24 protein-coding genes are annotated in these 25,776 nt (G+C 72.1%); 15 read left to right on the top strand and 9 right to left on the bottom strand.

Going from position 1 to position 25,776, the window contains the following annotated elements:
* The first annotated feature begins 23 nt into the window (after nt 1-23).
* Nucleotides 24-917, top strand: coding sequence for an NAD(P)-dependent oxidoreductase (locus AB0L59_RS25140; protein WP_365587584.1), 894 nt, complete (start codon nt 24-26; stop codon nt 915-917).
* Nucleotides 918-998: 81 nt separating this feature from the next.
* Nucleotides 999-1,274 (top strand): DUF1876 domain-containing protein, encoded by a 276-nt coding sequence (locus AB0L59_RS25145; RefSeq protein WP_365587585.1) that lies wholly within the window; start codon nt 999-1,001, stop codon nt 1,272-1,274.
* Between the two features lie 36 nt (nt 1,275-1,310).
* On the opposite strand, the gene AB0L59_RS25150 is transcribed toward AB0L59_RS25145, so the two are convergent.
* The 5 genes from AB0L59_RS25150 to AB0L59_RS25170 all read right to left on the bottom strand — a co-directional run bounded on the left by AB0L59_RS25150 (nt 1,311) and on the right by AB0L59_RS25170 (nt 5,252).
* On the bottom strand, nt 1,311-2,471 hold the full coding sequence (locus AB0L59_RS25150) for a serine hydrolase domain-containing protein (RefSeq protein WP_365587588.1): 1,161 nt from the start codon (nt 2,469-2,471) through the stop codon (nt 1,311-1,313).
* Between the two features lie 73 nt (nt 2,472-2,544).
* Nucleotides 2,545-2,991: an organic hydroperoxide resistance protein gene (locus AB0L59_RS25155; protein ID WP_365587591.1), complete on the bottom strand. Its 447-nt coding sequence runs from the start codon at nt 2,989-2,991 to the stop codon at nt 2,545-2,547.
* Between the two features lie 140 nt (nt 2,992-3,131).
* A complete protein-coding gene (locus AB0L59_RS25160; RefSeq protein WP_365587593.1) occupies nt 3,132-3,596 on the bottom strand; it encodes a MarR family transcriptional regulator in 465 nt (154 codons plus the stop codon).
* Entirely contained in the window at nt 3,593-4,279 is a 687-nt protein-coding gene (locus AB0L59_RS25165; protein WP_365587595.1) for an ABC transporter ATP-binding protein, read from the bottom strand. The genes AB0L59_RS25160 and AB0L59_RS25165 overlap by 4 nt, the downstream gene beginning before the upstream one ends.
* Before the next feature lies 1 nt (nt 4,280).
* Nucleotides 4,281-5,252 carry an energy-coupling factor ABC transporter permease gene (locus AB0L59_RS25170; RefSeq protein WP_365587597.1) on the bottom strand — a complete coding sequence of 324 codons (972 nt, stop codon included), beginning with the start codon at nt 5,250-5,252 and terminating at the stop codon, nt 4,281-4,283.
* Nucleotides 5,253-5,375: 123 nt separating this feature from the next.
* Here AB0L59_RS25170 and AB0L59_RS25175 point away from each other — a divergent pair, with 123 nt between their 5' ends.
* Nucleotides 5,376-5,714: an SsgA family sporulation/cell division regulator gene (locus AB0L59_RS25175; RefSeq protein ID WP_365587599.1), complete on the top strand. Its 339-nt coding sequence runs from the start codon at nt 5,376-5,378 to the stop codon at nt 5,712-5,714.
* On the opposite strand, the gene AB0L59_RS25180 is transcribed toward AB0L59_RS25175, so the two are convergent.
* The gene (locus AB0L59_RS25180; RefSeq protein WP_365587600.1) at nt 5,715-7,385 is read right to left on the bottom strand and encodes a penicillin-binding transpeptidase domain-containing protein; all 1,671 of its coding nucleotides are present in this window, start codon (nt 7,383-7,385) and stop codon (nt 5,715-5,717) included. It abuts the gene before it with no gap.
* 159 nt (nt 7,386-7,544) lie between these two features.
* A complete protein-coding gene (locus tag AB0L59_RS25185) occupies nt 7,545-9,293 on the bottom strand; it encodes a phospholipid carrier-dependent glycosyltransferase (protein ID WP_365587602.1) in 1,749 nt (582 codons plus the stop codon).
* Nucleotides 9,294-9,544: 251 nt separating this feature from the next.
* Between AB0L59_RS25185 and rsmI the strand changes: the two genes are divergently transcribed.
* The 12 genes from rsmI (at nt 9,545) to AB0L59_RS25245 (ending at nt 23,608) form a co-directional block, all read left to right on the top strand.
* Nucleotides 9,545-10,393, top strand: a complete 849-nt coding sequence (gene rsmI, locus AB0L59_RS25190) for a 16S rRNA (cytidine(1402)-2'-O)-methyltransferase (protein ID WP_365587605.1) — start codon at nt 9,545-9,547, stop codon at nt 10,391-10,393.
* Nucleotides 10,394-10,742: 349 nt separating this feature from the next.
* Nucleotides 10,743-11,144, top strand: coding sequence for a hypothetical protein (locus AB0L59_RS25195; protein WP_365587608.1), 402 nt, complete (start codon nt 10,743-10,745; stop codon nt 11,142-11,144).
* Nucleotides 11,145-11,191: 47 nt separating this feature from the next.
* Nucleotides 11,192-12,088, top strand: coding sequence for a TatD family hydrolase (locus AB0L59_RS25200; RefSeq protein ID WP_365587611.1), 897 nt, complete (start codon nt 11,192-11,194; stop codon nt 12,086-12,088).
* Between the two features lie 137 nt (nt 12,089-12,225).
* The gene (locus tag AB0L59_RS25205) at nt 12,226-13,716 is read left to right on the top strand and encodes a ubiquitin-like domain-containing protein (protein WP_365587614.1); all 1,491 of its coding nucleotides are present in this window, start codon (nt 12,226-12,228) and stop codon (nt 13,714-13,716) included.
* 174 nt (nt 13,717-13,890) lie between these two features.
* The gene (gene rsmA / locus AB0L59_RS25210) at nt 13,891-14,784 is read left to right on the top strand and encodes a 16S rRNA (adenine(1518)-N(6)/adenine(1519)-N(6))-dimethyltransferase RsmA (RefSeq protein WP_365587616.1); all 894 of its coding nucleotides are present in this window, start codon (nt 13,891-13,893) and stop codon (nt 14,782-14,784) included.
* On the top strand, nt 14,781-15,692 hold the full coding sequence (locus tag AB0L59_RS25215) for a 4-(cytidine 5'-diphospho)-2-C-methyl-D-erythritol kinase (RefSeq protein ID WP_365587619.1): 912 nt from the start codon (nt 14,781-14,783) through the stop codon (nt 15,690-15,692). Before rsmA ends, AB0L59_RS25215 begins: the two co-directional genes overlap by 4 nt.
* A 54-nt stretch (nt 15,693-15,746) precedes the next feature.
* Nucleotides 15,747-16,046 carry a hypothetical protein gene (locus AB0L59_RS25220; RefSeq protein WP_365587622.1) on the top strand — a complete coding sequence of 100 codons (300 nt, stop codon included), beginning with the start codon at nt 15,747-15,749 and terminating at the stop codon, nt 16,044-16,046.
* A gap of 315 nt (nt 16,047-16,361) precedes the next feature.
* Nucleotides 16,362-17,042 (top strand): hypothetical protein, encoded by a 681-nt coding sequence (locus AB0L59_RS25225; protein WP_365587625.1) that lies wholly within the window; start codon nt 16,362-16,364, stop codon nt 17,040-17,042.
* A gap of 48 nt (nt 17,043-17,090) precedes the next feature.
* The gene (locus tag AB0L59_RS25230) at nt 17,091-18,899 is read left to right on the top strand and encodes an ABC-F family ATP-binding cassette domain-containing protein (RefSeq protein WP_365587628.1); all 1,809 of its coding nucleotides are present in this window, start codon (nt 17,091-17,093) and stop codon (nt 18,897-18,899) included.
* Nucleotides 18,900-19,171: 272 nt separating this feature from the next.
* A complete protein-coding gene (locus tag AB0L59_RS25235) occupies nt 19,172-20,842 on the top strand; it encodes a PQQ-binding-like beta-propeller repeat protein (RefSeq protein ID WP_365587631.1) in 1,671 nt (556 codons plus the stop codon).
* Nucleotides 20,843-20,924: 82 nt separating this feature from the next.
* Nucleotides 20,925-22,697 carry a PQQ-binding-like beta-propeller repeat protein gene (locus AB0L59_RS25240; RefSeq protein ID WP_365587633.1) on the top strand — a complete coding sequence of 591 codons (1,773 nt, stop codon included), beginning with the start codon at nt 20,925-20,927 and terminating at the stop codon, nt 22,695-22,697.
* 227 nt (nt 22,698-22,924) lie between these two features.
* Entirely contained in the window at nt 22,925-23,608 is a 684-nt protein-coding gene (locus tag AB0L59_RS25245; RefSeq protein WP_365587636.1) for a response regulator transcription factor, read from the top strand.
* Nucleotides 23,609-23,691: 83 nt separating this feature from the next.
* Here AB0L59_RS25245 and AB0L59_RS25250 read toward each other — a convergent pair whose 3' ends face one another.
* Nucleotides 23,692-24,033: a hypothetical protein gene (locus AB0L59_RS25250; protein WP_365587639.1), complete on the bottom strand. Its 342-nt coding sequence runs from the start codon at nt 24,031-24,033 to the stop codon at nt 23,692-23,694.
* A gap of 21 nt (nt 24,034-24,054) precedes the next feature.
* Nucleotides 24,055-25,746 (bottom strand): sodium:solute symporter family protein, encoded by a 1,692-nt coding sequence (locus AB0L59_RS25255; protein WP_365587641.1) that lies wholly within the window; start codon nt 25,744-25,746, stop codon nt 24,055-24,057.
* Nucleotides 25,747-25,776: the final 30 nt, after the last annotated feature.

Genomic DNA, 25,776 nt, shown 5'->3' on the forward strand with positions numbered 1-25,776 from the left:
AACCGGACGACAGGGAGCCGTCAATGAGCGACAAGCCGAGCGTCACCGTACTGGGCACCGGCATCATGGGGGCCGCGATGGCCCGGAACCTGTGCCGCGCCGGGCTGGACGTGCGCGCGTGGAACCGTACGCGGGAGAAGGCCGAGCCGCTCGCCGCCGACGGCGCACGCGTCACCGACACCCCCGCGGAGGCCGTAGAGGGCGCCGACGTCGTCCTGACGATGCTGTACGACGGCAACACCGTCCTGGACGTCATGCGCGAGGCCGTACCTGCGCTGCGGCCCGGCATGGTGTGGGCGCAGTGCACCACGGCCGGGATCGAGCTGGTCAGCGACCTTGCGGCGTTCGCCGGCGAGCACGGACTCGTCTTCTACGACGCGCCCGTCCTCGGCACCAGGCAGCCCGCCGAGGCCGGTCAGCTGACCGTGCTGGCGGCCGGCCCGGAAGAGGGGCGCGAGACGGTCGCGCCCGTCTTCGACGCGGTCGGCGCGAAGACCGTGTGGACGGGGAACGACGGCGGGGCGGGCAGCGCCAGCCGGCTGAAGCTGGTCGCCAACAGCTGGGTGCTCGCCGCCACCGCGGCGGCCGGTGAGGTCCTCGCCCTCTCCCAGGCCCTCGGCGTGGATCCGCAGGACTTCTTCGACCTCATCCAGGGCGGCCCGCTCGACATGGCCTACCTGCGCGCCAAGACGGCGCTGCTGCTCGACGGCAAACTGTCTCCGGCGTCGTTCGCGGTGGCCACCGCCGAGAAGGACGCCCGCCTCATCGTCCAGGCCGGCGAGCGCGGCGGCGTACGGCTGGACGTCGCCGTGGCGACCGCGGAACGGCTCGCACGCGCCGCCGCCCAGGGCCACGCGGACGAGGACATGGCCGCCGCCTACTTCGCGAGCTTCGACGCGTCCGAGCAGGGCGCGTGACGCCCCCGCCGAAGTGACGTTCCCCGCACGGGGGAGCACCCTGGAAACAGCTGGAACCAGCTGTTTCCGGAGGTGATCGTCATGATGCACACCGCTGTCGGATGGCATGTCGAGCTGGAGTTCATGGAGGACGATCAGCACACCAAAGCCGTGGCCTTGGTGCGGTTGGCCGACGGCACCGAGGTGCGGGCGCACGGCCACGCGACCCGGCACAGCGTCGACTCCAACCAGCCCAGGGTGGGCGAGGAGATAGCCGGCGCACGTGCCCTCAACGAACTGGCCATGCACCTGCTGACCAAGGCCCACGACGAGATCGACGCGGCGTCCGGACGGACCTCGCACACCATCAACGTGTGACGGCCCGCAGGGTGCGGTGCACAGGGGAGTCAGCGCCTATGCGAGCGCCGTACGCACCGCCCGTACCAGCGCCTGCGCCCGCGGGTCCGCCGTCACGCTCTTCCGGAAGCCGTTGGTGACGTAGCCGAAGGCGATGCCCGTCTCCGGGTCGGCGAACGCGAGGGCGCCGCCCCGGCCGGGGTGGCCGAAGGAACCGGGGGAGAGCAGCGGGGACGCTGCGCCGTGCAGCATGTAGCCGAGGCCGAACCGGGTGCCGACCACCAGGACCCGGTCCGGTCCGGCGGACTGCTCGGCACGGGCCAGTTCAGCGGTCTCCGGCGTGAACAGCCGGGCGCCGCCGTCCACCTCGCCGATCAGCGAGGCGTAGAAGCGGGCCAGTCCGTCGGCGGTGGCGATGCCGTTGGAGGCGGGCAGGGCGGCCGCGCGATAGGCGGGATCGTTCTCGTCGGGGAGCGGGGTGATCGCGGCGAACGCGCGCCGGGTCAGCGAGTCCGGGTCGGCGTAGGCCCCGGCCACCGCCCGCTTGGGCCGGGTCTTCAGGCCGCCCACGGCCTCGGGCGCCTCGACCGGGCCGACGCGGCCCACGCGCGCGTGCTCCGACTCCGGCAGGCCGAGCCACAGCTCCGCCCCGACCGGGCCGGCGATCTCGTCCGCGATCCACTCGCCGACCGGGCGGCCGGTGACGCGCCGGATCAGCTCGCCGGTGAGCCAGCTGTACGTCTGTGCGTGGTAGCCGTGGTCCGTGCCCGGCTCCCACACCGGCGCCTGGGCGGCGACGGCCGCGGCGCCCAGGTCGGGGTCGGCGGCCTCGGCGGGGGTCAGCGGGCGGTCCAGCACGGGCACACCCGCGCGATGAGCGAGCAGGTGCCGTACGAGGGTGTGCTCCTTGCCGGCCGCCTTGTACGCGGGCCAGTACGCGCCGACGGGAGCGTCCAGGTCCAGCTCGCCGCGTTGGTGCAGGAGCAGCAGCGCGGCGGCGGCGACGCCCTTGGTCGCGGAGCGCACGACCTGTGCCGTCCCGGGCTCCCAGCAGGCCGCACCGTCCACATCCCTGGTGCCTGCCCACAGGTCGACCACCTTGTGCCCCTCGCGGTACACGGCGACGGCCGCGCCGCGCTCCCCGAGCAGCGCGAAGTTCGCTGCGAACGCCTCCCTGACCGGCTCGAAGCCCTCGGCCACTGTGCCGTTGACGTCCACGTCCGCCGTCCCTTCCGATCGCCTGCGACAGTGGGTGCAACAGCGGCTGGGCACCTGTGATTCCTTGGTGGGATCAGCCCAGCAGGATCGTTACGTCGATGTTGCCGCGCGTGGCGTTGGAGTACGGGCAGACCTCGTGCGCCGCGTCCACCAGCTGGGCCGCCACGTCCGGGTCCAGGACCGGCAGGGAGACGCTGAGGGCGACGGCGAGGCCGTAGCCGCGGTGGTTGTTCGGGCCGATGCCGACCTTGGCGGCCACCGTGGAGCCGGTCAGGTCGTAGCCCGCGCGGTTGCCGACCAGGATCAGCGCGTTGTGGAAGCAGGCGCTGTAGCCGGCCGCGAACAGCTGCTCCGGGTTGGTGCCGTTGCCGTCGCCGCCCAGCTGCGGAGGCATCGCGACCCTGAGCTCGATCTGGCCGTCCTGGCTGGTGACATAGCCGTCGCGGCCGCCGTGGGCGGTGGCCTCGGCCACGTACATGATCTTCGTCGGACGGGTGTCGACAGCGGTGTCCTCGGTCATGGCCGGCCTCCCCCGGAACAAGTGACGCACAAGTACATCGTGCACAAGGTACTGTCCGGTAGGTCAGCAGGCGGCACCCGGGGGTGGCAACTGCGGGTAACGCGAGCTCAGCAGGTGAACACCGCAGGCTCGGTGCGGGATCAGCGCCGGTCGGCCGCCGCGTCGGCGCGCTCGGTGAGGTGCCACAACGCCTCGCGCAGCCGCGCGACCTCCTGCGCACCGAGGCCCGTCGTGGTGAGCAGGGCGCCGGGTACGCGCGCGGCGCGCTCCCTGAGTTCCTCGCCGCGCCCCGTGCACGCGACGAGCACCGAGCGCTCGTCGCCGGCCGCGCGCTCCCTGCGGACCAGGCCCGCTCCCTCCAGCCGCTTCAGCAGGGGGGAGACGGTGCCGTAGTCCAGCCGGAGGGCCCGCGCCAGCTCCTTCACACTGGTCTCGCCGCGCTCCCACAGCACCAGCAGCACGAGGTACTGCGGGTAGGTGATCCCGAGGTCGTCCAGAAGCGGGCGGTATGCGGCGGTCACGGCGCGCTGTGCGGCGTACAGCGCGAAGCACAGCTGGTCGTCCAGCAGCAGCGACCCCTCGGCGGCGCGGTCCTCGTTCGTCACGCGCCCATTGTCACGGACTTCGGGTCGAAGCCGAACGGCAGCTCCAGCCGGTGCGCCCGCATCAGGTCCTCGTCGGAGAGCAGCTCGCCGGTCGGGCCGTCGGCCGCGATCACGCCGTCGCTGAGGACGAGGGAGCGCGGGCACAGCTCCAGGGCGTACGGGAGGTCGTGGGTGACCATGAGGACGGTCACGTCCAGGGAGCGCAGGATGCCGGCGAGTTCGCGGCGGGAGGCCGGGTCGAGGTTGGAGGACGGCTCGTCCAGGACGAGGATCTCCGGCTCCATCGCGAGCACGGTGGCCACGGCCACGCGCCGGCGCTGCCCGAAGGACAGATGGTGCGGCGGGCGGTCGGCGAAGTCCCCCATGCCGACCCGCTCGGGGGCGGCGTGCACCCGCTCCTCCAGCGCGGCCCCCTTGATCCCGGCGGCGGCCGGGCCGAACGCCACGTCCTCGCGCACGGTCGGCATGAACAACTGGTCGTCCGGATCCTGGAAGACGATGCCGACCTTCTGCCGCATCGCGGCCATGTGCTGCTCGCCGACGGGCAGTCCGGCCACCGTCACCGCGCCGGCACCGCCGCCCAGGATGCCGTTGAGGTGCAGCACCAGCGTGGTCTTGCCGGCGCCGTTCGGGCCGAGCAGGGCGACCCGCTCCCCGAGCCGCTGGGCGTGTCCGGCGCCCACGTCACGGACCCGTGTTCACGGGCGAGGCGTCCGAGCCGCGCCGCCGGCGCACCGCCCAGAACACCGCGCTGCCCGCCACGACCGTGACCCCGACGCCGATCACGCCCGCGAGGCCGCCGGACAGCCGGGCGTCGGAGACGCTCTTGACGCCGTAGTCGGCGAGCGGGGAGTCGGCGGCGGCGTGCTCCCGCTCCTTCGCGTCGAGCCCCTTGTCGTGCGCGACCTTCTCCAGACCGTCGGGGTTCGAGGAGGCGTAGAAGCTCACGAAACCGGCGAGCAGCAGCGACGTGACCAGACCCGTCACCCACAGCGCGCGCCGGGAGGTGCGCGCTGCCACGGGCGCCGGAGCGTCCACCAGCACGCTGTTCACGCGCAACGTGAGCCGCTGCCGCAGGCCTCGCGCGCCGTGCACGAGATCCGGGCGTACGGCGATCACCGCGCTCACCGTGAGCGCGGTGATGACGGCCTCGCCGATGCCGACGAGGACGTGGACGCCGATCATCGCGGTCGCGACCTTGCCGGGGGAGACGTCGGTCGTGCCGCCGATCGCGTAGAGCAGGGTGAAGACGACCGCGGCGGCCGGTACGGACACCAGTGCCGCGACGAAGGAGGCGACGGTCGCCGACCGCCGCTTGCGGGGCAGGACGGCGAGCAGGGCGCGGAAGACGGCGTACGACACGACCGTCGTGGTGACCGCCATGTCGGTGACGTCCACGCCGAGCGCGGTGAGCCCGCCGTCCGCGAACAGCACGCCCTGCATGAGCAGCACCACGGACACGCACAGCACGCCCGTGCAGGGGCCGACCAGGATCGCGGCGAGCGCTCCGCCCAGCAGATGGCCGCTTGTTCCGGCCGCGACGGGGAAGTTGAGCATCTGTGCGGCGAAGATGAACGCCGCCACCAGCCCGGCCAGGGGAGCCGTCCGCTCGTCGAGCTCACGGCGGGCCCCGCGCAGGCTCACCGCGAGGGCCATTGGGTGGCCCGCCCGCAAGGGCGAGCTCGCCCCCAAAAGGCGCAAAAAGGAAAATATGGGACATTAGAGAAGAAGTGGATGCACAGCTTCCGCAGAGGTCACTCAGAGTGAAAGGGCGGTCCGATGTCTGTGGTCGAGCAGTACGCGCGCGCCCATATCGTCACGGACGAGGAGGACCCGGGAGCCGTACCGGTGATGCTGCGGTACGACCCCGACTCCGATCCGCGGTCGGTCCGGATCGACCTGCCGGGCCCGCACGAGTGGACCTTCTCCCGCGCGCTGCTGGAACGAGGACTGCGGGCACCGGCCGAGAGCGGCGCGGTACGCGTGTGGCCGTGCGGCCGCGTGCAGGCCGTCGTCGAGTTCCACTCCGACAACGGTGTCGAGGTGGTCCAGTTCGAGTCGAAGGCGCTGGTGAGATTTCTGCGCCGGACGTACACGGCGGAGCCGGTACGGACCTGATCAGCCGCCCATCCTGAGCAGAGCCGCCACGATCGGACCGGCCGTGTCGCCGCCGTGGCCGCCCGCCTGCACCACGCCCGCGGCGGCGAGGTCGCCCTTGTAGGCGGTGAACCAGCCGTTCGGCTTCTTCTGCCCGTCGACCTCGGCGGAGCCCGTCTTGGCGCCGTAGTCCCCGCTCATGCCCGCCATCGCCTTGGCGGCCGTGCCGTAGTCCGCCGTGAACCGCATGACGTCCTTCAGCTGGGACTGCGTCGTCGACGCCATGGTGCGCGCGGCCTTCGCCAGCGTGCGGTTGTCCACCGAGGGCGACACCAGATACGGCTGGTGGAAGACGCCCGACTCCACCGTGGCCGACACCGACGCCATGTTCAGCGGGTCCATGCGCACCCCGCCCTGGCCGATCAGCGAGGCGCCCATCTGCGCGCCGCTCTGCACCGGGACCGAGCCGTCGAACGAGGGGACGCCGATGGCCCAGTTGTCCATGCCGAGGCCGTAGACCTGCTGGGCCTCCTTGGTGAGGTCGCCGTCGGACAGCTTGGGCGCGAAGTCGATGAAGGCGTTGTTGCAGGAGGCTCCGAAGCTCTGCTTGAACGTGCCCTTCTTGATCTCGGAGTTGCCGTCGTTGTGGAACGTCCAGCCGGCCAGCTTGTACGTCTTGGGGCAGGGGTGCGACGCGTCCGGGGTGATGAGCTTCTTCTCGAACAGCATGGTCGACGTCACGATCTTCATCGTGGAACCGGGGGCGAGAGAGCCCTGGAAGGCGACGTTGAAGCCGTGCTCGCTGTTGGCGACCGCGAGGATCTCGCCGGTCGAGGGCCGCACGACGACCACGGACGCCTTCGACTGCTTGCCGACCTGCTGCTCGGCGGCCGCCTGGAAGGTCGGGCTCAGCGTCGTCTTCACCGTGCCCGGCGTGCCCTTGCTCAGCTCCACCAGCGTCTTGTCGGACAGCTTGGCCTGCTGCGAGGCCTTGCCGCGCACCACGCGCAGCTCGATTCCGGCCTTGCCGCCGGCCGTCTTGCCGTACTTCTCCCGCAGCCCGTCCAGCACCGTGCCCAGGGACGGGTACTTGGCCGCCGTCAGCTCGCCGCCGTTCCGGTCCAGTGCCCTGATCGGCGGGGTGCCGGACTCGCCGGTGACGAGCGTGTCACCGTCCTTGAGGTCCGGGTGGACGACGGAGGAGTGCCAGTCGACCAGTGGCTTGCCGTCGCTCGCCCGGCGCACCACGGTGAGCGAACTGCCGTACGCCAGCGGCTTGCTGAGATTGTGGTACGACACGGTCGCCTTGACGGAGAACGGCACCTTGGCGCCCGTGGGCGTGCCGGCGGTGAGCGTGACGTCCTTCAGGTGGGCGTCCTTGGCATAGCCGGCGAGCAGTGCGGCGGCGGCGGAGGCGTGGTCCGTGGCGGCGGCGGCCTCGGTGAGCCGGCCCTGCTGCCACGCGGTGAGGAAGCGGGTGGAGGCCGTGCGGATCTCGGCGGCGCTGAGCGGGCCGGTCTTCACGGCCTTCTGGCCGGCCGTGGCGGACGCGGGCTCGTCGGCCGCCGCCCCGCCGTCGGTCAGCGCGTAGACACCCAACCCGATGCCGCAGGCGGCCACGGCGATCAACCCGCCGAGCACGGTCGGTCGGGTCGTCCTCCGTCGCTCGGCGACGCGCCTTCTCTTGCCCACAGCCTCAGTTCCTCCGTGCCTTCCCGAGGGTCCCCGCAGCCCGCACACTCCCCAACGACGGCACTCACCTTAAGGTCCCCACCTTGGCGGGTGATGTCGGCGGCGGATCCGTAGCACGGTTGCGACAATCCGCACGGCGTCCACTCGCCAAAGGGCGGATCACACCCAGGTGTCCAGCCACATCCGCGACCGCCACGAGTCGATCGGGATCGCCGTGCCCGTGTACAGGGGCCAGAAGTAGATGAAGTTCCAGGCGATGAGCAGCACCAGTACGCCCGCCGCCGAGGCGCCGATCACCCGGCGGGTGTCGGAGGAACCCGGCGGGCCGATGATCGCGCCGATCATCATGGCCACCGCCAGGCAGAGGAACGGCAGGAAGACGACCGCGTAGAACAGGAAGATCGTCCGCTCCTGGTACATGAACCAGGGCAGATAACCGGCCGCGATCCCGCACGCGACGGCACCGGCGCGCCAGTCGCGGCGGAACGCCCAGCGCCACAGGACGTACAGGATCGCGAAGCAGGCCGCCCACCACAGCAGCGGAGTGCCGATCGCCAGCACCTCACGGGCGCACTTCTGGCCGGCGTTCGCCGGACAGCCGTCGGCGCCGGGGTTCGGGGACTCGTAGAAGTACGAGACCGGGCGGCCCAGCACGATCCAGCTCCACGGGTTGGACTGGTAGGTGTGCGGGGAGGTCAGGCCGACGTGGAACTCGTACACCTCGTGCTCGTAGTGCCACAGGCTGCGCAGCCAGTCGGGCAGGAAGGTCCAGCTGCCGCCCTTGCCGTCGGTGGCCGCCCAGTTGCGGAAGTAGCCGCCGGTGCCGTCGGTCGGCGAGAGGATCCAGCCGATCCAGGAGAGCAGGTAGACGGCGATCGCCACCGGGACCGTCGCCAGGAAGGCGATGCCGGTGTCGTACTTGAGCGCCGCGGCATACGGGTGACGGGCACCGGCGACCTTGCGGGCGCCGACGTCCCACAGCACCGCCATCACACAGAACGCGGCCAGGATGTACAGGCCGTTCCACTTGGTGCCGATGGCCAGGCCCAGCATCAGCCCCGCCGCCCAGCGCCAGGGGCGCAGGCCGAACCGGAAGGTGTCGGCGAGCCGTTCGTCCGGGCGGGCCCGGCCGTCGGCGTCCACCGGCAGGGCCGCGGCCAGTCTCGCCCGGGAGCGGTCGCGGTCGATGACCAGACAGCCGAACGCGGCCACCACGAAGAACATCAGCACGCCGTCGAGCAGCGAGGTCCGGCTCATCACGAACTGCAGGCCGTCCACCGTCATCAGCGCGCCCGCCAGGCAGCCGAGGAACGTCGAGCGGAAGATCCGGCGCCCGATCCGGCACAGCAGCAGCACGCTCAGCGTCCCGAGCAGGGCCGTCATGAACCGCCAGCCGAAGGGGTCGAACCCGAACATCAGCTCGCCGAGTCCGATGACGTACTTGCCGACGGGCGGGTGCACGACGTAGGCCGCGTCCGTCGGGATCGCGAGGTGGCCGTGGGTCTGCAGCACCAGGTCGTTGGCGTTCTTGTCCCAGTTGACCTCGAAACCGCGGTGGACGAGCGCCCAGGCGTCCTTGGCGTAGTACGTCTCGTCGAATATCACCGCGCGCGGGCTGCCCAGGTTCCAGAACCGCATCAGGCCCGCCACCAGCGTCACCAGCACCGGACCGCCCCAGCCCGACCAGCGGGTGATCCGGTCGGCGAGGACGGGCGACACGCCGAACGCCTGCCACAGCCGGGGGCCCGGCTCGGCGTACGGGGGCACCAGCCGGTCGCGTACGTCGCCCGAGGGCGCGTCCTTGGCCGGTACGTATCCGAATCGGCGCAGCCGCTGCTGCCACGAAGGCCGCCGGTCGTGCGGCGTCTGGCCCTGCCGGAGGTCCATGGAGGACGCGGTACTGGTCACCGCGCCATCGTAGGGAACCGTTCTGTGCGAGTCCCGCGCATGTGCGGTACCGGTCGGGATGCGGTGGTTCTCCCGGGCCTCGCGGAACCGCCCGGACCGGCCGCGACCGCCCCGGACCGGCCGCGACCGCCCCGGACCGGCCGCGACCGCCCCGGACCGGCCGGTACCGCCCTGGACCGGTCCGTACCGCCCGGGACCGTCGGACCTGTTCGCCGGCGGGGCTGTCAGTGGTTGCTGCGAGGATGGAGGGCGTGACTGGAACCCTTGTCCTCGCAGGTACCCCCATCGGTGACATCGCGGACGCGCCGCCCCGGCTGGCCGTGGAGCTCGCCGGCGCCGACGTCGTCGCCGCCGAGGACACCCGGCGCCTGCGCCGGCTCACCCAGGCCCTCGGCGTCACACCCAAGGGCCGCGTGGTGTCGTACTTCGAGGGCAACGAGTCCGCCCGGACGCCGGAGCTGGTCGAGGAGCTGCTCGGCGGCGCCCGCGTGCTGCTGGTGACCGACGCCGGGATGCCGTCGGTCTCCGACCCGGGCTACCGGCTGGTGGCGGCCGCCGTCGAGAAGGACATCCGGGTCACCGCGCTGCCCGGTCCGTCCGCCGTGCTCACCGCGCTCGCCCTGTCCGGGCTGCCCGTGGACCGGTTCTGCTTCGAGGGCTTCCTGCCGCGCAAGGCGGGCGAGCGGCTGTCCCGGCTGCGGGAGGTCGCGGACGAGCGCCGCACCCTCGTGTACTTCGAGGCCCCGCACCGGCTCGACGACACCCTCGCCGCCATGGCCGAGGTCTTCGGCGCGGACCGGCGGGCCGCCGTCTGCCGGGAGCTGACCAAGACGTACGAGGAGGTCCGGCGCGGTCCGCTGGCCGAGCTGGCGCGGTGGGCCGCGGAGGGGGTACGCGGGGAGATCACCGTGGTGGTCGAGGGGGCGCCGGAGAGGGGGCCCGAGGAGCTGGACGCGGAGGAACTCGTGCGCCGGGTGCGGGTACGGGAGGAGGCGGGGGAGCGGCGCAAGGAGGCCATTGCCGCGGTTGCGGTGGAGGCAGGGGTGCCGAAGCGGGTCGTCTTCGACGCCGTGGTCGCGGCGAAGCGTGTCGGTGAGTGAGAGGCGTTTGCGCGCGTAGCGCCGTCGGGCCTGGGGCTCGTGGCGGGCGGCGGGTCCGTCGCGCCAGGTCGCGCAGGTCGCCGCGCTCCTGCCCGGGCGCCGCCCCCGGCCTGTGCTGATAGGCCCTCTGAGCAGGGGCGTTCTCGGGTGAGCGGGCGGCCCATGGGACGGCAAAGGGCTGTCGCCGATGGCAAAGCGAAACGGGGCCGACCGGGGCCTTTTCGGCAAGGAAGACTCAAATCGCCTCCAACACTCGACAGCCCGGATGCATTCGCGCTGGTGAAGGCGTCCACTGGTCGAAGAGGCGCCCCGTCGAGGGGCGCCTGTCCAGCGGACAAGAGGAGCTGGCATGAGCGAGATCGCAGGGCAGACCGGCCTCCGTGGCACCCCCACAGCCGTCGTTCACGAGTCGTATTCGTTCGCCTGCATGAGGTGCGGGCACGGCTGGGAGCAGTCGTACGAGATAGAGCACCACACGGACGCCGACGGGCAGGAATTCGTGCTCTACGTGGCCGACGGCCGGGTCGTGCCGTCGCCGCTGAGCCGGCCCAGCTGCCACAACTGCGACGGCCACGTCGTACGGATCATGCGCGCGGGACAGGTCTCGTCGGTGCGCGGCGCCGGAGAGCGCCACCACAGCGTGCCGCAGGCGGGCCCGGTCGAGGCGCCGCAGGTGCCCACGGCGCCCGGGGAGCCGCACCACTGGCACCTGTCCGATCTCCTCCACGCCTTCCAGCGCAAGGCCGGGTGAGCGGATCACCGGCCGCCGAGGGCGTGCCCCTTTCGTAGGATCGGGGCATGCCTTCGAACGCCGGCCAGACCTCCAAGGGCGACAAGAACGCCGCACCGCCGCTTCCGGCGCCGCTGCGGGTCCCGGTCGCCGACTCGCACACCCACCTCGACATGCAGTCCGGCACGGTCGCGGAAGGCCTCGCCAAGGCCGCGTCGGTGGGGGTGACGACGGTCGTCCAGGTCGGGTGCGACATCAAGGGCTCGCAGTGGGCCGCCGAGACCGCGGCCGCGTTCGACAGCGTCCACGCCGCCGTCGCCCTCCACCCCAACGAGGCCCCGCGCATCGTCCACGGCGACCCCGACGGCTGGTCGCGGCAGGGTGCCCGGGAGCCGGGCGGGGACGCGGCGCTGGACGAGGCGCTGGCCGAGATCGACCGGCTGGCCGGACTGCCCCAGGTGAAGGGCGTCGGCGAGACGGGGCTGGACCACTTCCGCACCGGCCCGGAGGGCAAGGCCGCCCAGGAGCGGTCCTTCCGCGCCCACATCGAGATCGCCAAGCGGCACGGCAAGGCCCTCGTCATCCACGACCGCGACGCCCACGCCGACGTCCTGCGCGTCCTGAAGGAGGAGGGCGCCCCCGAGCGCACCGTCTTCCACTGCTACTCCGGCGACGCCGAGATGGCGGAGATCTGCGCCCGCGAGGGCTACTTCATGTCCTTCGCCGGCAACGTCACCTTCAAGAACGCCCAGAACCTGCGGGACGCCCTCGCCGTCGCCCCGCTGGAGCTGGTCCTGGTGGAGACCGACGCGCCCTTCCTCACCCCGGCGCCGTACCGCGGCCGGCCCAACGCCCCGTACCTCGTCCCGGTCACGGTCCGTGCGATGGCCGCCGTGCGCGGCATCGACGAGGACGCGCTGGCGACGGCCCTCGCCGCCAACACCGCCCGTGCCTTCGGCTACTGAGCCGTCCGTTCGAGCGTTGAGCGCACGCTCGACGGGCAACAGTACGTAGTCGCGTCGCTTTGGAGAGTGACGGACGCTCCGCTAGGTTCTGGGGGCCCGATCCGGACCCCCCTCTGGCATCTCTGGAGCGTGTCGGCGTGAGCAAGTCGCAGTACGAGGCGTTCGAGGCCTACGAGCCGTACCCGCCGTACGAGCCCGTCCAGCCGTACGAGCCGTACGGTCGGCCCGACGCCTCCGTGCACACCGCGGAGACCCTGGCGTACGGGCTGTCCAAGGACACCTACCGCCCCGCCTACGAGGCGGAGGCGTACTTCGTCAGCGAGCCGGTGCTGCCCCGGCAGGGCGGGAGCGCGCCGCAGGCCGGTGGCGCATCCGAGGCGCGGCGAACGCGGCGTCGCGGGAGCGTGCCGGGCAGGGGCGCGGCCCCGCACGAGGGCGGCGCGCCGGCCCCGGAAGGGACGGGCGAGGCCGAGGTGCTCGCCGGAACGGGCGGGCGGGCCGCGCGCCGGCGCAAGGCGCGCGCCGCCGAACGCCCGGATTCCGCTGTACGCCGCCTGCTGCCGCAGGCGCTGGTCGTGGCCTTCCTCGCCGGCGGCACCACCGCGTTCGTCGCCAAGGACAAGGCCGTCGAGCTGAGCGTCGACGGCAAGCACCGCACCCTGCACACCTTCGCCGACGACGTGCGCGAGCTGCTCGCCGAAGAGGGCGTGCACGTCGGGGCGCACGACATGATCGCGCCCGCCCCCGGAGCGGCGCTCGCCAGCGGAGACGCGGTCGCCGTGCGCTACGGGCGCCCCGTCCGGCTCACCCTCGACGGCCAGCGGCGCGAGGTGTGGACGACGGCGCACACGGTGGAAGGGGCGCTGGACGAGCTGGGGGTGCGCGCGGAGGGCGCGTACCTGTCCACCTCGCGCTCCAAGAGCATCGGACGCGCCGGGCTCGCCCTCGACGTGCGCACCGAACGCGCCGTCACGATCATGGCGGACGGCCGGACCCGGACCATCCGCACCAACGCGGCCACCGTCCGCGAGGCCGTCGAGGAGGCCGGGATCGGCCTGCGGGGCCAGGACACGACCTCCGTCCCGCTCGACAGTTTCCCGCGCGACGGGCAGACGGTGACCGTGCTGCGGATCAGCGGCACCCGGGAGATCCGCGAGGAGGAGATCCCGTTCGCGGTCGAGCGCACCCAGGACCCCACCCTCTTCAAGGGCACCGAGGTCGTCACCCAGGCCGGGCGGCCCGGGCTGCGGCGCGACACCTACCTGCTGCGGACCGTGAACGGGGTCCAGGAGAAGCCGCGCCGGGAGACCTCCGAGGTGGTGCGCAAGCCGCGCAAACAGATCGTGAAGGTGGGCACCAAGGCGCTGCCGACCTCCGTGGACGGCGCCGACGGCCTGAACTGGAGCGGCCTCGCCGCCTGCGAGTCCGGCGGCCGCCCGCACGCGGTCGACCCTTCCGGAACGTTCGGCGGGCTCTACCAGTTCGACACCCGCACCTGGCACAGCCTCGGCGGCAGCGGACGCCCCCAGGACGCCCCCGCGGAGGAACAGACCTTCCGCGCGAAGAAGCTGTACATGCGGCGGGGGGCGACGCCCTGGCCCCATTGCGGGACGCGGCTGCACGGCTGACGGGGCGGTGGCGGCTGCGGGGATCCGCCGTGGGCTGCGGGCCGCTTGCCGGCCGCGGGTGCGTCGTGGCAGGTCGCGAGGTTCCCCGCGCTCCCTACGGGGCGCTCGTCGCCGGCGGCGCCCCGCGCGGGCACCTGGCACCGGCGGCCCCGTACATCCCCGTACCCTTGTCCCGTGAGCAGCCCCAGCCCCGACGCCCTCCTCGGCCCCGCCGACATCCGTGAGCTCGCGGCAGCGCTCGGTGTCCGTCCCACCAAGCAGCGCGGCCAGAACTTCGTGATCGACGCCAACACGGTCCGCCGTATCGTCCGCACCGCCGAGGTCCGCCCCGACGACGTGGTCGTCGAGGTCGGCCCGGGGCTCGGCTCCCTCACGCTCGCCCTGCTGGAGGTCGCCGACCGGGTCACCGCCGTCGAGATCGACGACGTGCTCGCCGCCGCCCTCCCCGCCACCGTCGGGGCGCGCATGCCGGCGCGCGCCGGCCGGTTCGCGCTGGTCCACTCCGACGCGATGCACGTGGCAGAACTGCCCGGCCCCCCGCCGACGGCGCTGGTGGCGAACCTCCCCTACAACGTCGCCGTCCCCGTGCTGCTGCACATGCTCGACACCTTCCCCAGCATCGAGCGCACCCTCGTCATGGTGCAGTCGGAGGTCGCCGACCGGCTGGCCGCCACGCCCGGCAACAAGGTGTACGGCGTGCCGTCCGTGAAGGCCAACTGGTACGCCGAGGTCAAGCGGGCCGGGGCCATCGGCCGCAACGTCTTCTGGCCCGCGCCGAACGTCGACAGCGGGCTGGTGTCGCTGGTGCGGCGGGCCGAGCCGGTCAAGACCACCGCCTCCAAGCAGGAGGTCTTCGCGGTGATCGACGCGGCGTTCGCGCAGCGCCGCAAGACCCTGCGGGCCGCGCTCGCCGGCTGGGCGGGGTCGGCGGCGGCCGCCGAGGCGGCGCTGGTCGCGGCCGCGGTCTCGCCGCAGGCGCGCGGCGAGTCGCTGACGGTGGAGGAGTTCGCCCGGATCGCCGAGCACAAGGACGCGGGGACCACCGAGCACGAGGAGAGCGGCACGTGAGCGTCACGGTCCGGGTACCGGCCAAGGTCAACGTCCAGCTCGCGGTCGGCGCCGCCCGCCCCGACGGGTTCCACGACCTCGCCAACGTCTTCCTCGCCGTCGGCCTGTACGACGAGGTGACGGTGACCCCCGCGGACGACCTCCGGATCACCTGTGCGGGCCCGGACGCCGACCAGGTCCCGCTGGACACCACCAACCTCGCCGCGCGTGCCGCGATCGCGCTCGCCGGGCGCCGGGGCATCGAGCCGAACGTCCACATCCACATCGCCAAGGACATCCCCGTCGCCGGCGGCATGGCGGGCGGCAGCGCGGACGGCGCGGGCGCGTTGCTCGCCTGCAACACGCTGTGGGGTACGGCGGCGTCGCGGGCCGAACTCCTCGCGATCTGCGCCGAGCTGGGCAGCGATGTGCCGTTCAGCCTGGTCGGAGGCGCCGCCCTCGGCATCGGGCGCGGCGAGCGGCTGACCGCGCTCGAGGTCGGCGGCACCTTCCACTGGGTCTTCGCGATGGCCGAGCGGGGTCTTTCCACCCCGGCGGTCTTCGGCGAGTTCGACCGGCTTGCGCGGGGGCGGCTGATTCCCGAGCCGGTGGCTTCGGCGGAGCTGCTGGAGGCGCTGGCGAAGGGGGACGTCGAGGCGCTTGCCGCGGCTGTGTCGAACGACCTCCAGCCCGCCGCGCTGTCCCTGTTCCCGGAGCTGGCCGGCACCCTCGACGCGGGCCGGGACGCGGGCGCCCTCGCCGCTCTCGTGTCCGGATCGGGGCCCACGACCGCCTTCCTCGCCCGTGACCCCGCGTCGGCCACGAAGATCGCCGACGCCCTACGGTCCTCCGGCACCTGCCGCACGGTACGCACCGCGACCGCGCCCGCGCCGGGCGCCACGGTGACCGACGGCCCCACCAGGCGGTGATTCGGCCGCCCCGGCCGAAGGGGTCTCTCTAAGCTCGCCCGGCCGGTTCCGCAGGTGAGCGGCCGACGGCCGGAGGGGGCGGACACACGGGGGAGGGGCGAGCGCTCCTCGCAGCCGTACGGCGCGGGGACGTCGAGCAGGTCCGGGAGCTGCTGGAGCCTGGCCGGGGGCGATCCGGACACACCCGACGCGAGCACAGGCCTGCCCGTGCTGTGCCGGGCGATCGCCGCGTACGACGAGCCGGTCGCCGAGGCCCTGGTGCAGTCGGGCGCCGACCCGCTGCGGCGGCTGCCCGACCGCACCACGGCACCACCCCGCTGCTGCGGGCGGTGGAGAGCGGCTCGGTGCGGCTGATGTGGGCCGTGTTCCCCGAGGCGGTACGCCGGCCCCGGCCCGGCCCGCGAGGAACTGCTGGACCGGGCCCGCCACTGGGCGCGGATCGATCCGGAGGCCGAACTGCGGCACAGGACCGGCCTGCCGGGCCCGGTCGAGCGCACCAGGCCGGAGGACGACACCGGCTGCTGGTGCGAGAGGCTCACGCTCGGCCGGCACACGCTGTACGACGGGTGCCTTGCGATCCTCACGAGCCTGGAGACGAAGCTCCGGCTGCGCACGCCCTTCGCCGAACTCCACGCGCGCGCCCTGACCCGCCCGGACCGCGACCACACGGTGTGGACGGAATCGGTGCTGGCGCCGGGCGGACGGCTGGACGACGAGACCTGGGCCGAGGCCGCCCGGCTCGGCCGCGACCCCGATCCGCTGAACCGGCTCTTCGCCGCGGACGTGCTGCTGAGCACGGTCATCGCGGACGGCCAGCGCCGCGAGCCCGTCCTCCGGGACCGGGCCCGCGACTTCGTCCCCCGGGCCGCACGGGAGCGGCACACGGACGTGCTCGACGTCCTGCTCAACGGGCTGACGTGGGTCGGCGGCCCCGAGGCGGACGCCATCGGCCTGTCGTACGTCGCGCACCCCGATCCCCGGATCCGCAGCTGGGTCCCCGACCCGCTGGACGGCGACGAGGGCGCGCTGCATTCGGAGGGCCTGCCCGCCGTGCTCACCCTGGCAGGCGACCCGGACCCCGACGTACGCGACCGCACCTGTTTCTGGTTGTCGCACCACCAGGGCTCCGAGCCGGAGATCGGGGACGTGCTGCAGGAGCTCACCCACGACGAGCGGCAGCGCACGCGCGCGTACGCGGTCGCGGCGCTGGCCCACCGTGACGACCCGCGCTGCGTGGAGGCCGAACACCGCATCGGCCCCCTGGATCCCGGCATGACCACCGACACGTTGCCACTGCTGGAGGTCTGGTACTACCAGCGGCGTCAGCAGGACCAGGGGGACGACGGCTGACGGCCGACTACCCTGGATGGTCGATCCATCCCCCGGGGCAGGAGTGAAATGGCCGTCAACCTGGTCAATGTCGAGAACGTCAGCAAGGTGTACGGCACCCGTGCCCTGCTGGACGGCGTCTCGCTCGGCGTGTCGGAAGGGGACCGGATCGGGGTCGTCGGACGCAACGGCGACGGCAAGACCACCCTCGTCCGCATGCTCGCGAAGCTGGAGGAGGCGGACACCGGACGCGTCACGCACTCAGGTGGGCTGCGGCTCGGCGTGCTCACGCAGCACGACTCCCTGGACCCCGCCGCGACCGTCCGGCACGAGGTGATCGGTGACATGGCCGACCACGAGTGGGCCGGCAACGCCAAGGTCAGGGACGTGCTGACCGGACTGTTCGGCGGGCTCGACCTGCCGGGCTTCCCCAAGGGGCTCGACACCGTCATCGGGCCCCTCTCCGGTGGCGAGCGGCGCCGCATCGCGCTGGCCAAGCTGCTCATCGAGGAGCAGGACATGATCGTCCTCGACGAGCCCACCAACCACCTCGACGTCGAGGGCATCGCCTGGCTCGCCCGGCATCTGCAGAACCGCCGCTCGGCGCTGGTGTGCGTGACCCACGACCGCTGGTTCCTGGACCAGGTGTGCACGCGCATGTGGGACGTGCAGCGCGGTGACGTGTACGAGTACGAGGGCGGCTACTCCGACTACGTCTTCGCGCGCGCCGAGCGTGAGCGGATCGCCGCCACCGAGGAGGCCAAGCGGCAGAACCTGATCCGCAAGGAGCTGGCCTGGCTGCGGCGCGGCGCCCCCGCCCGTACGTCCAAGCCGCGCTTCCGGGTCGAGGCCGCCAACGAGCTGATCGCGGACGTGCCGCCGCCCCGGGACAGCAGCGAGCTGATGAAGTTCGCCTCCTCGCGGCTGGGCAAGACGGTCTTCGACCTCGAGGACGTCACCGTGCAGGCCGGCCCGAAGGTGCTGCTCAAGCACGTCACCTGGCAGCTCGGGCCCGGCGACCGGATCGCTCTCGTCGGTGTGAACGGCGCCGGGAAGACCTCGCTGCTGCGGGCCATGGCCTCGGCCGCTCGCACCGAGGGCGAGGAACAGCCGGCCGGTGGCCGTATCGCCGTCGGCAGGACCGTGAAGCTCGCCTACCTCTCCCAGGAGGTCGTCGAACTCGACCCGACCTGGCGGGTGCTGGAGGCCGTGCAGCGGGTCCGTGAGCGCGTGGACCTGGGCAAGGGACGCGAGATGACCGCCGGGCAGCTGTGCGAGACGTTCGGCTTCAACAAGGAGAAGCAGTGGACGCCGGTCGGCGACCTGTCCGGTGGTGAGCGGCGGCGGCTGCAGCTGCTGCGGCTCCTCATGGACGAGCCCAACGTCCTCTTCCTGGACGAGCCCACCAACGACCTCGACATCGAGACCCTCACCCAGCTCGAGGACGTCCTCGACGGCTGGCCCGGCTCGATGATCGTCATCTCCCACGACCGGTTCTTCGTCGAGCGCACGACGGACCGGGTCTTCGCCCTCCTCGGTGACGGCACCCTGCGGATGCTGCCGCGCGGCATCGACGAGTACCTGGAGCGGCGCCGGCGCATGGAGGAGGCGGTCGCCGCGCAGGCCGCCGCCACGGCGCCCAAGCCCGACACCACGGAGAAGAGCGCCGCCGACCAGCGCGCCGCCAAGAAGGAACTCCAGAAGGTCGAGCGGCAGTTGGACAAGATCTCCGAGAAGGAGACCAAGCTGCACGCCCAGATCGCCGAGAACGCCACCGACTTCGCGAAGGTCGCGGAACTGGACGCCCAGTTGCGCGGCCTCGCCGGCGAGCGCGAGGAACTGGAGATGCGCTGGCTGGAGTTGGCGGAGGACGCGTAGCGGACTCGTGGCGTGTGGGTGCTCGCCGCGCGCGGCTGAAATCAAGCCGCGCGCGGCGCTGTTGCGTGCGCTGCGTGAAGGGAGCGTGAAGGCGCGTAACGGCGTCATCACGGGCCGGTCGTCCCTTGGGAACAGCGGCGGATGGGAGCCCGTGGGCTGTCGGTACCGGGTGATAGAAAGGGCCGTCTGAGAACTGTCTGAGTAACGACCCAGGGTCCGTCGAGAACCTCAGGGCGTGGCTAAAAATCAGTGAACGAGGGGGAAGAACGCTGATGACCCAGCCGCCCGATCAGCCGCCGCAGGGCGGTTTCGGAGCGCCGCCGGCCCAGCCGCCCGCCGCCCCGCCGCAGCCGCCCCAGCCCGGCTACGGCTACCCCCAGCAGCCGGGCCCGTACGGCGCCCCCGTCACGCCCGGCCCCTACGGCTATCCGCAGCAGCCGGCGCCCTACGGGGCGGCGCCCCAGCCCGGTTTCGGGTACCCGCAGCAGCCGCCGTACCCCGGGGCGCCCGGTACCGTGCCGGGCGGTGGGCCCAGGGCGAAGACCGCGCTGATCATCGGCGCCGCGGTGGCGGCGCTGCTCGTCATCGGCGGCACCGTGTACGCGGTCACGAGCGGCGACGACGGCGAGAAGAGGCCGGTCGCCCGGCAGAGCGGCGACCCCGGGCACCCTGTCACCGGCGCGCCGAGCCCGTCGGGCTCGCCGGGCGGCGACGACCCGGAGAACCTCAACGAGGGCCGGCGGCCCGGTGAGGCGAAGGTGCTCTGGTACAAGTCGGCGCCGGACGCCCCGGGTTCGGGCGCCGACGCGCCCGGCATGTGGGTCACCGGCAAGGCGGCGGTGAAGGCGGCGTACAAGCAGGTCTTCGCCTACGGAGTCGGCGACGGCAGGCCCGTGTGGGGCCCGATCTCCTTCGCGCAGAGGATCTGTGCGGTCACCCCGCAGAAGTCGGCCGACGACAAGGTCGTTGTGGCGTACATGAGCGGCGTCGGCGACAACGCCAAGTGCAACCAGCTGCAGCAGGTCGACCTGAACACCGGCCGGAAGGGCTGGAGCGCCGAGGTCGCCGACGGCGGGCTGTTCGACAGCGCGCTCACCGTCGAGCTGACCGTGAGCGGAAAGACGCTGATGGTGGGCCGTTCGGAGTCGGGCACGGCGTACGACATCGACAGCGGGAAGAAGCTGTACGACAAGGAGAAGTACGGCGCGGCCTGTTTCCCGGCGGCGTACGCGGGCGGCACCGGCCGGCTGGTCCAGGTGTCCTCCTGCGGCGCGGGCGGCAGCAACGCGCACGACGAGATCCAGGAGCTGGACCCGGCCACGGGCAAGGTGCGCTGGACACAGACGGTCAAGAAGGGCTGGCAGGTCACCCGGACGTACTCCGTCGACCCGCTGGTGGTCTATCTGACCAACCAGGACAAGAAGGCCTGGAACATCTCGACGTTCACCAAGGACGGCAGGTTCCGCTCCGAGGTCAAGGTCGACGAGAAGTTCGCCCCCCGCTGCGGCTGGGCGACCCTCCAACGCGACCTGCAGGGCTGCCAGGGCGTCGCCGTGGACGCCGCCACGCTGTACCTGCCGACGGACACCACGAGCACCGCCAACCAGATCGTGGCCATCAGCCTGGCCGACGGCAAGGCGCGCTGGCGGGCCAAGTCCCCGGCCGACGAGCCGATGTACCCGATGAAGGTCGACGGCGGCAAGCTCGTCGCGTATGTGCAGCCGTCGTACGACGCGGGCGGCCAGGTGGTGTCGATCCCGGTCACCGGCTCCGCCCACGAGGCCACCGAGCTGCTGCGGAACCCGCAGGGCACGGCCGGGATCGAGGACAGTTTCTACGACGGTGTCGTGGACTGGGCCGACGGGCGGTTCTTCATCTCCGCCGGCCGGCTGTCCGGCAGCGACCAGTCGAAGGAGAAGCTGATCATGGCCTTCGGCAACTGAGCCGCCGTCCCGGCTTCCTCCTCCTTTCTCCCGATCTCCCGTCGCAGTCCGGCCTTTCGAGCCTCACCGAGGTACCCGCCCCATGACCCAGCCGCCCCCTCCGCCCCCCAACCAGCCCCCGCGGCACGGCGGTTTCGGCCCGCCGAGCCCGCAACAGCAGCCTCCGCAGCCGCAACAGCCTCCACAGCCGCAGCCCGGCTACGGCTACCCGCAGGCCGCACCGGCTCCTCTGCCGCCACAGCCCGGTTACGGCTACCCCGGCGCGCAGCAGCCCCCGTACGGCCGGCAGCCCCCGGCCGCCGCCCCCTACGGCGGCGCGCCGCAGAACCCGTACGCGCAGCCCGGGCAGCCGGGTTACTGCTATCCGGCGCAGCCGCCCACCGTGCCGATGCCGCCGCAGCCGGGACACAACGGCGGCGGGCGGAACCACACCGTGCTGTACATCGTGGCCGCGGCGGTCGTCGCCATCGCGCTGATCGTCGTCGGCGGCATCTGGTACGCCAACTCCTCCGGGGGCGACGGGAAGAATCACGACACCGCCTCCTCCAGCGGCGGCAAGGGCGGCAGCGGTGGCACCGGGAACACGGGCGGCGGCAAGGAGAAGGTGCCGGCCGACCCCTCGGGCAAGCTCCTCTTCTCGGTCCCGATGCCCACGACGAAGCAGCTGGTCTCCACCGAGGGTTCCTGGCTGACCGACACGGTGTACGCCAAGACCGGCGACGCCGAGATCATCGGCTACGACGCGGCCAGGGGCACCCGGGTGTGGACGCTCAAGCTGCCGGGCTCGGTCTGCGCGGCCACCGGCCACGTCACCTCGGACGACCGGACGGCGATCGCCTTCCGGGCGAAGGCGTCCCCGAGCGACTCCACCCCGGGCTGCACCCAGATCGCCGCGATCGACCTCGACTCGGGAAAGCGGCTGTGGACGAGCTCGGTCAAGTCCGGTGACTTCCCGGTGAGTTTCGAGAACCTGACGATCGCTCAACGCACCGTCGCGGTCGGCAGCTCCAACGGCGGCGCCGCGTTCGACCTCGACTCCGGCAAGGTGCTCTGGCAGCCGAAGGAGGGCGACACCTGCTACGACGCGGGGTACGGCGGCGGCGCCAAGCTGGTCGCGGTGCGCAAGTGCGGCGAGTACGACAACCGGCAGCTGCACATCCAGAACATCGACCCCAAGTCGGGGAAGGTGATCTCCGAGTACAAGATGGACGGCGGTATCGAGTACGCCTCCGTCGTCTCCACCGACCCCCTGGTGGTGGCCGCCGATGTCGGGGAGAGCGCCGACGACGGCAGTGGCGTCTCGGACTACTTCTCCATCGACAACAGGACCGGCAGGCTGCTCGCCCACATCTCCGCGCCGAGCAAGACCTACGGGGGCAGCTGCGACGGGACCACCCGCATCGAGGACTGCCACCAGATCGTCGTCGGCAACGGCAAGCTGTACCTGCCGACCGAGGAACACGACGACGGCTCCTCGGGCCTGAGCGACACCAACGAGATCGTCGCCTTCGACCTCGCCACCGGCAGGCCGACCGGCCGGCGCGCCGAGGCCGGCGACGGCTCCACGCTCTCCCCGCTGCGCATGGACGGCGGCAACCTGCTCGTCTACAAGCGGCCGCCGTACGACAAGGGCGGCCAGGTCCTCAGCATCGACGGCGGCAGCTTCACGATGACCAGGCTGCTGGAGGACCCGGCCACGGGGAGCGCGCGGGAGGCGGAGGGCGGCATGCTGCCGGACTCCGACGAGTTCCTGTTCGGGCACGGGCGGCTGTACATGTCCAAGCAGTTCACCGAGACGAAGAGCGTGCGGGGCCTGAAGGAGTACCTGGTCCTGGCGTTCGGCACGGACGGCTGACCGCCGCGCCGACACCGTCCTGACTCTCGCCCGAATGGGTGACTTACCGAGAAGTGCCCCGGATTTCATCGATCCGGGGCACTTCTCATCAAGAGGGGCAGCGCGACGTCGAACAAGCGTGTAGCTTCCGGGGACATGAAGGACGAGGTGCCGGGGGGCCCTCTGTCCTTGCGGACCGGTGGGCGTCCATAGTGGGGCATCCATGGGGGGGACTGGGGGGTTGCTCTATGGGAGTGCGGCTCATGGTCGTCGACGACCATCGCCTGCTCGCGGAGGCGTTGGCGTCGGCGCTCAAGCTGCGCGGTCACCGGGTGCTCGCCGCGGCGGCGCCGGCCGCGGGCGCGGCGGACCTGGTGATCGCGCGGGCGCCGGAGGTGTGCCTGCTGGGTACGGCGGCGCCGGCCGAACCGGGCGTGTTCGACCCGGTGGTGAAGATCAAGCGGGAGCGGCCGCAGGTGGCGGTGCTGGTGCTGGGCCCGGTGCCGTCACCGCGCGGCATCGCGGCGGCGTTCGCCGCGGGGGCGTCGGGGTACGTCCGGCACGACGAGCGGATCGAGGGGGTCGAGCGGGCGATCATGAAGGCGCGGGCCGGGGAGGCGGCGGTTGCTCCGCAGTTGCTCCAGGGGGCGTTCGGGGAGCTGCTCAACCCCGCCGCACAGCCCGACGACGAGGCCCAGCGGTTGCTGTCGATGCTGACGCCGCGGGAGGTCGAGGTCCTGGTGCGGGTGGCCGACGGTGAGGACACTCGGCTGATCGCGGCGGGGATGGGGATCGCGCCGAGCACCGCGCGGACGCATGTGCAGCGGGTGCTGATGAAGCTCGGGGTGGGCTCCCGGCTGGAGGCGGCGGCGCTGGCCGCGCGGACGGGGCTGCTGGACCGGGCGGGGCCACTGAACGCCGGCCCGGAATAGCGCCCCGAAGGGGCGCGGGCGCGACCGATCCGCGGCCCGGGGACGGCCCGTACCCCCGCGGCAAAGCCGCCCCCGGCCGACGGTCACTCCTCCGGCGAACCCTCCGGAGGAAGCGGCCGAGGCGCCGCAGGCCGGAGCTTCAGCCAGGCCAGGAAGAAGATGCCCAGCAGGAGCATGCCGATCCCGGTCCACAGGTTGATGTTGACCCCCTCGGCCTTGTCGATGGCGGCCTGGGAGTCGGTGATGCCGGTGATCGTGACGATGACGCCGTAGACCACGAACAGGCCGCCGATGATGCGGCGCAGGTCGAAGATGCGGGCCGCGGTAGCGGACTTGCCCTCCAGCTCGGTGACTTCGCGCTGGACGTCGTCCTCGCTGTAGTGGAAACCCTCGTGGGGGCGGTCGGAGTGCGCGTTGTCGCTCATGGTTTCCTCGATCCTCCCGCGTCAGAACGAGAACGGGATGTAGCAGGCGGCGGCAAGTACGACCGCGCCCCAGCCCAGCAGGGCCGGCTTGCGGTACCAGGCCTCGTCACCGGGGGCGGGCGCCTCGGACATGCCGGGGGAGCGGGTGCCGTAGACCAGGCCCTGCAGTTCCTGCACCGGCTTGGGCTTGGTGAACAGGGACACCGCGACCATCACGACCGCGCCGGCGACGAAGCCCGCGATCGCGGAGACGAAGTTGGCGCCCTGGTCGGAGGGGATGGAGATGATCCCCTTCTTGTAGAGGACGAAGTAGTTCACCATCGCGGTCACGGTGCCCGCGAGCAGACCCCAGAAGCCCGACCTGGCGGACGCGCGCTTCCAGAACATGCCGACGATGAACACGACGAACATCGGCACGTTGAAGAAGGAGAACAGCGTCTGCAGGTAGCTCATGATGTTCGAGAACGAGGACGCGAGGAACGCCGTACCGATCGACGCCAGGACGCCGATCGCGGTGATCAGACGGCCGAAGCGGACGTAGTAGCCGTCCTCGCGGCCGCGCACCACGTACTTGGCCCAGATGTCGTTGGTGAACACCGTGTTGAAGGACGACACGTTGGCCGCCATGCCCGCCATGAAGGCCGCCAGCAGGCCGGTGACCGCGATGCCGAGCACGCCGTTGGGCAGCAGTTCCTGCATCAGGTACGGGATGGCGTCGTTGTACTGCAGGCCCGAGCCGGAGGTGCCGATCTTCGGCACGAGCGCGGCGGCGACCAGGCCCGGGATCATCACCAGGAAGACGATGAAGACCTTCGGGTAGGCGGCGATCAGCGGGGTGCGCTGCCCGGCGGAGAGGTTCTTCGCGGACAGGGCGCGCTGCACCTCGGCGAAGTTGGTCGTCCAGTAGCCGAAGGACAGCACGAAGCCGAGGCCGAGGACGATGGTCAGCCAGTTGGCGCCGAGCGGGTTGACGCTGCCGATGCCGGTGCCGCCCCAGGCGGTGGTGAAGTTGTGGCCGTGGGTGGCGGTGAGCTTGTCCGTCAGCCCGCCCCAGCCGCCGACCTTCTTCAGGCCGAGCACGGTGATCGGGATGAGGGCGGCCAGGATGACGAAGAACTGCAGGACCTCGTTGTAGATCGCCGAGGACAGGCCGCCGAGGGTGATGTACGCGAGGACGAAGGCGCCGGCGACGACGATGGCGACCCACTGCGGCCAGCCGAGCAGGGCCTCGACGACGATCGCGAGGGCGTAGAGGTTGACGCCCGCGATCAGGATCGCGGCGAACGCGAACAGGATCGAACTGAGCAGGTGGGCGGCCCGGTCGAAGCGCAGCAGCAGGAACTCGGGGACCGAGCGGACCTTGCTGCCGTAGTAGAAGGGCATCATCACCAGACCCAGGAAGACCATGGCCGGGATGGCGCCGATCCAGTACCAGTGCACGGTGTAGGCGCCGTACTGGGCGCTGTTCGCGGCCATGCCCAGGATCTCGGTGGCCGCCAGGTTCGCCGAGATGAAGGCGAGGCCGGTGATCCAGGCGGGCAGCGAGCGTCCGGAGAGGAAGAAGTCGAGGCTGGTCTTCACCGAGCGGCGGGCCGCGAAGCCGATGCCGAGTACGACGACGAAGTAGATCGCCAGGATCGTGTAGTCCAGCCAGTTGGTGGGGAGCCGTAGCTCCGCCGCCAGATAGAGGGGGCTGTTTGTGGGGGTTTGCATGAGAACTCGCTTCGTTGCGCGAACTGATCC

Source organism: Streptomyces sp. NPDC052109 (genome assembly GCF_040680195.1).
Classification (GTDB): Bacteria; Actinomycetota; Actinomycetes; order Streptomycetales; family Streptomycetaceae; genus Streptomyces.